Origin of the sequence: Zobellella denitrificans, assembly GCF_002237365.1 — a bacterium.
Taxonomy (GTDB): domain Bacteria; phylum Pseudomonadota; class Gammaproteobacteria; order Enterobacterales; family Aeromonadaceae; genus Oceanimonas; species Oceanimonas denitrificans.
Genome location: NZ_NMUO01000145.1, coordinates 1 through 5,645, shown reverse-complemented (window position 1 = coordinate 5,645; position 5,645 = coordinate 1). Strand labels below are relative to the sequence as shown.

Below are 5,645 nucleotides of genomic sequence, written 5' to 3'. Positions count from 1 at the left end.
CGCCCGCCGCGAGCAAGCCGCCCCCCAGGGCGCCATGGGTGCCGCCCTGGCCGCCGCCCTGCAGAAGAAAAAGTAATAAAAAGGCCCGGGGCAACCCGGGCCATTACAGCATGTCGCCCCCGCAGGCTTCTTCAGGTGTCACCCCCGCGAAGGCGGGGGCCCACTCCGACTCCAACGCCCGGCAGGTTTCTTCAGATCTCTCCCCCGCAAAGGCGGGGGCCCACTCCGACTCCAACACCCCACAGGCTTCTTTCAGATGTCTCCCCCGCGAAGGCGGGGCCCACTCCGACTCCAACACTCCGCAGGCTTCTTTCAGATGTCTCCCCCGCGAAGGCGGGGGTCCATAAACCGGGGCACAGTCCCGATATCCGGCCGCGCACTTAACCCCACACACCAATCGATTATTTATCAACCAATCATCACCCCAAACCAACAAAAACCGCACCACCGGCTAGACCCTGTTGGCACCTGCCGCTAAGCTGCCTTTTACAGCATATGGGGCGCTGTAACCCAAGGGCGGTAGCGTGCTTATAATTAAATGACTGATCCTAATTGTGCTACATCGACCAGGCCCCGAACGCAGACACGCCGTGAGCCCATCCCTTGGGGGCTCCGCCGCGCCATCCCTGGCGCGGAGGGTCTGCTTAGCGGAACCCAGTCGCTGTCGGTAGACATCTACCATTCGGAACAGTTATTTAATATAACTCACCTTGCATAATACATCGCTCAAAAATCAACATTTATAAGAAATCATACAACTGGAGAGTACAATGCTGTTCTCAATCGGCGTAAAGAACCTTAGAAGCTTTAAAAAAACAACAAAAGTAAACTTAAACCCAATAACAGTTTTCGTTGGCAAAAATAGTAGTGGAAAAAGCTCTTTTTTAAGAACCCTACCATTATTCAGACAGTCTATAGAGTCCAACACAACCGGTCCCATCCTCTGGTTTGGAAGATATGTAGACTTTGGTGACTTCTCGGAAGCAGTATCAAATTTATCTAGTGACGAGCCGATCGAGTTCTATTTCAACCTACAGACTGACATGTCTAGACCAAGAACTGTGAGACTAAAGAAACGAGCTCCGTCCAACATAGAAATAAAACTATCAATAACCTCTCAAAAACTAAAAACAATAATAAAAAGCATCTCCATAAAAATCAATGACGTATTGGTCACCATTAATCCTAGCACATTGAACACATCAAGCGCAGCCATAACTATAGAAGGAGAAGATGGCACGATAACAAAGAATGATTTAACCTTTACAAAGCTTGGCAAGTTTATTCCATCACTAAGCTCAATAAAAAAAAAGGAGGACATGAGCACAAAACTAACATCAGAACTATTTTTTCCAGAGTTTTATTATTACCACCACGATGATGTAGAAGAGTTATTCATAGAAGAAGCAGTTAAGATCGTAAAATCCCACTCTAACGCCAGAACCGACACAAGAAAAATAAAAGAATCACTTTCTAGAATACCAATATCAAACAAAGATGAATTTTTGCTTCTATTAATGCATGTATTCAAAGATCAGAAGATCTTCACCAAACACCTAACAAGGAAAAAAGAGGAGATAATAAGACAACTATACCCTTACTTAATAGGGTGGAACATTAATTATGCAATAAGCGAAATAAATGCAGTTCTACACAAGACATTTTCCAGTATAAAATATATTGCACCATTAAGAGCCACCACTGAAAGATATTATAGATTCCAAGATCTACAGATTAACGAGATAGACCATACCGGCTCAAACTTAGCTATGCTCCTCAACTCATTAAGACCAAACGAGCAAAGAGAGTTTACCAGCTGGACACGAGACAACTTTGGATTTTCTGTACTTGTTAAAGAAGTTGGAGCACACTATGCCGTTACAATAAGAACAACCGAAGAGAACAAAGAATATAACATAAGTGACATGGGGTTCGGATATTCCCAAATGCTCCCAATCATAGCTACAATTTGGCTCGAAACAGAAAAGAGAAAAACTTCAAGTATAAGAACCGCACCAATATTTGTCATTGAACAGCCAGAACTCCATCTTCACCCAGCATTTCAGGCTAAATTAGGAGAGCTATTTTCTAAGGTTGTTGCTGCAGCGAAGGAAAAAGGAGTAAATTTAAAGATCATTTTTGAGACACATAGCCAGAACATTATTGAAAGTTTGGGAGAAGCTGTTGAAGACCCTAACATAAACATAAACAACCATGACATCTCCGTGATAGTTTTTGATAAGAATGCAGATGGAGAGACCAACATATCGACAGCAGAGTTTGATGAGTCTGGCTATCTTATGAATTGGCCCATTGGTTTCTTTTCTGGAAAATGAAAATGATAATAAAAATAGAATCAAAGGATCACAACTCAATTTTCGACAACCATGAGAAGACATCATGCCTAGAAAACATACTGCAATCTTACGGGGAAGGAAAAAATATTGTTATCGCAGAAAAAACCTTGCTGGAAAAAATAATAAATGACAACAATGGTGTTTTTGGGAGAACAATAAAAAGATATGCTTCCCACCTAAAAACAGCACAAATAGAACTAAACAGCACAATAAAAAACGTCTCATTTTATGTTGAGGTAAACTTTGATGACAATGAGTACACTGATAAAATAATTAACAATGATGACACACACGTATTCAAAGTAGGATACAATCACTTTTCTAGTTCAGAGAACACCCAAAGCGCCACTATACTATGTGAAGACATTGTCGACACCGAATTCTATGGACTTATCACAAAATATTTTCTAGAGCAAAGAAAACTATCTAACCTATCTATGCGTTATAAACCTGAAAACGGCGGAGGGGCAAACATAAAAAAAGTATTTGATGACTTAGAGAGAAAAGGAATGTTCTGCCTGTGTATAGTTGATAACGATAAGAAACACCCAAACTCAAGCCTAGGAAGTACTTGTCGCGCTTTTAAAGATATAACCTACAAGAAGAAATGCAGAGTGTTAATCCTTGATGTTCATGAAGCCGAATCATTAATACCCACAGCAACAATAGAAGAAATCGTCAGGAGCGAACATTACCCACCACACATAATCGACTCAATAGATTACTTAAAAAAAATATCATCACTAGATCCAAGAGCAAAATTTCACTTTGATCATAAAAGCGGAATAAAATTGAAACAAGCTTTACATCTAGACCACATGTATGGTGAGTTTTGGATCCCAATAATATCTGAAATAAAAGAGGCAAAAAAAGCAAAATGCCTTCAATCAAAAGAATGCGATGCGGATTGCTCTTGTTTTTCAATCCATGGATTTGGTGATAACATATTGCTAAAGTCGATAGAAATGATAAAGAAAAGAAAAATGTCATCTTTATCCAAAGAAACTGAACAAGAGGTATTAGAGAAATGGCTGGAGATTGGAAAGGTATTTTTCAGTTACAGCTGCGCTCCTCCCAAGAGAGCACGCCTTTAGCCCACCCAAAACAGAACATGACACTCCTCCACCAACCAATAAAGCCAGAAAAACAGCATGCATACTAACCTCTAATTCCCTATCAAAAACTTAACACTATTTCAGAGCAGTTACTTAGCGCCAGAAAAAACATTAAAAGAACAAATTAAATACGCAACTAAAAACAGTATGAACAAGCACTTTAGTAATCAGCCCCCATTCGAGGATCCCCCCCCCCATGACCTCCCTTACCCTTAAAAGCCGTGCCGCCTGGTCCTGGGCGCTGTACGACTGGGCCAACTCCACCTTCGCCACCACCGTGCTGGCCGGCTTCTTCCCGGTGCTGTTCAAGCAGTACTGGGCCGGGGAGATGGCGGCGGCCCAGAGCACCTTCTGGCTGGGGCTGTTCAGCTCGGCGGCCAGCCTCCTGGTGATGCTGATGTCTCCCTGGCTGGGAACGGTGGCCGACCGGCACGGCGCCAAAAAGCGGTTGCTGCTGCTGTTCACCCTGATCGGGGTGCTGCCCACCCTGGGGCTGTTCTGGGCCGGCGAGGGCCAGTGGCTGCTGGCGGCGCTGCTGTTCGCCGCCGCCAGCGTCGGCTTTTTCGGCGGCCTCACCTTCTACGACGCCCTGCTGGTGGACGTGGCCGCGCCGGAAGAGAGCGACCGGGTCTCGGCCTGGGGCTATGCCCTGGGCTACCTGGGCGGCGGCCTGCTGTTCGCGCTCAACGTGGTGATGGCCACCAAACCGGAATGGTTCGGCCTGGCCTCGGCCACCCAGGCGGTGAAGGTCTCCTTCGTGATGGTGGCGGCCTGGTGGACGCTGTTCGCCCTGCCGCTGTTTTTCTGGGTGCAGGAGCGCCCCGCCGGCGCCGCTGCCGGCACCGACACCAGCTTCGCCGCCCTGGTCGCCCTGCTGCGCCAGGCGTCGGGCCGGCCCGCGGTGTTCACCTTCCTTATCGCCTACTGGCTCTATATCGACGGGGTGCACACCGTCATCCGCATGGCGGTGGACTTCGGCATGGCCCTGGGCTTCGACAGCAACAGCCTGGTGGCGGCGCTGCTGATGGTGCAGTTTATCGCCTTTCCCGCCGCCGTGGCCTTCGGCTACCTGGGCGAGCGCATCGGCACCCGCAAGGCCATCTACCTGGGGCTGCTGGTCTATGTGGGGGTCACCGCCTGGGGCTATGGCCTGCAGACCGAGCGCCAGTTCTTCCTTATGGCCGGGGCCATCGGCCTGGTGCAGGGCGGGGTGCAGGCGCTGTCCCGCTCCTTCTATTCCCGGCTGATCCCGGCCGACCAGGCCGGCGCCTACTTCGGCCTGTTCAACATGATCGGCAAGTTCGCGGCGGTGCTGGGGCCCCTGCTGGTGGGGGCGGTGGCGCTGGCCACCGGCAGCAACCGGCTGTCGCTGCTCAGCCTGCTGGTGCTGTTCGCCCTCGGCGCCTGGCTGCTGACCCGGGTGCGCGAACCCGGCCGCTGAACGGCCGGCTCAGTCGAGCCGCTTGCGGAAGCGGGCAATCGCCAGGGTCATCATCAGCACAATAAAGCCGAGCAGCGCCAGCACCTCCGGCCACAGCTCGGCCAGCCCCGCCCCGCGCAGCATAATGCCGCGGATCAGCCGCAAAAAGTGGGTCAGCGGCAGGGCTTCGGCAATCCACTGGGCCGGCCGGGGCATGCCGTCGAACGGAAACATAAAGCCGGACAACAGGATGGACGGCAGGAAGATGAAAAAGGTCATCTGCATGGCCTGGAACTGCGACTGGGCGCGGGTGGAAATCAGCAGGCCCATGCTCAGGTTGGCCAGGATCAGCAGCAGGCTGGCCCAGTACACATCCAGCACGCTGCCGCGGATGGGCACCGCAAACAGCAGCAGGCCGAGCAGCAGGATCAGGCTGGTCTGCACCAGGCCGATCAGCCCGTAGGGCAGCACCTTGCCGATCATCAGCTCGGCGCGGCCGAGCGGGGTGGCGATCAGCAGCTCCATGTTGCCGCGCTCCCGCTCGCGCACTATGCCCACGGCGGTGAACATCACCATGGTCATGGTCAGGATGATGCCGATAAGCCCGGGCACTATGTTGATGGCGGAAACCCGCTGCGGGTTGTAAAAACTCACCACGCCAATGGGCGCTGCGGGCAGGGGCACCGACGACGAAGGCCGCCCCTCGGCCCGCCGGGCCAGCGGCAGCTGCGCCAGCTGCAGCCGGGCTCCTCC

At 50.4% G+C, this 5,645-nt stretch carries 4 protein-coding genes; 3 read left to right on the top strand and 1 reads right to left on the bottom strand.

The features are described 5' to 3' along the window. Nucleotides 1-770 precede the first annotated feature (770 nt). The 3 genes from CGX12_RS18615 (at nt 771) to CGX12_RS18610 (ending at nt 4,913) form a co-directional block, all read left to right on the top strand. Nucleotides 771-2,336 carry an AAA family ATPase gene (locus CGX12_RS18615; RefSeq protein ID WP_094041372.1) on the top strand — a complete coding sequence of 522 codons (1,566 nt, stop codon included), beginning with the start codon at nt 771-773 and terminating at the stop codon, nt 2,334-2,336. A 2-nt stretch (nt 2,337-2,338) separates the two neighbouring features. After that, the gene (locus CGX12_RS19715) at nt 2,339-3,451 is read left to right on the top strand and encodes a hypothetical protein (protein WP_142995703.1); all 1,113 of its coding nucleotides are present in this window, start codon (nt 2,339-2,341) and stop codon (nt 3,449-3,451) included. Between the two features lie 217 nt (nt 3,452-3,668). Beyond that, the gene (locus tag CGX12_RS18610; protein WP_094041371.1) at nt 3,669-4,913 is read left to right on the top strand and encodes an MFS transporter; all 1,245 of its coding nucleotides are present in this window, start codon (nt 3,669-3,671) and stop codon (nt 4,911-4,913) included. Between the two features lie 9 nt (nt 4,914-4,922). Here CGX12_RS18610 and CGX12_RS18605 read toward each other — a convergent pair. Continuing rightward, nucleotides 4,923-5,645 (bottom strand): ABC transporter permease (locus CGX12_RS18605; protein ID WP_142995702.1); only part of this gene is annotated, 723 nt, incomplete at its 5' end.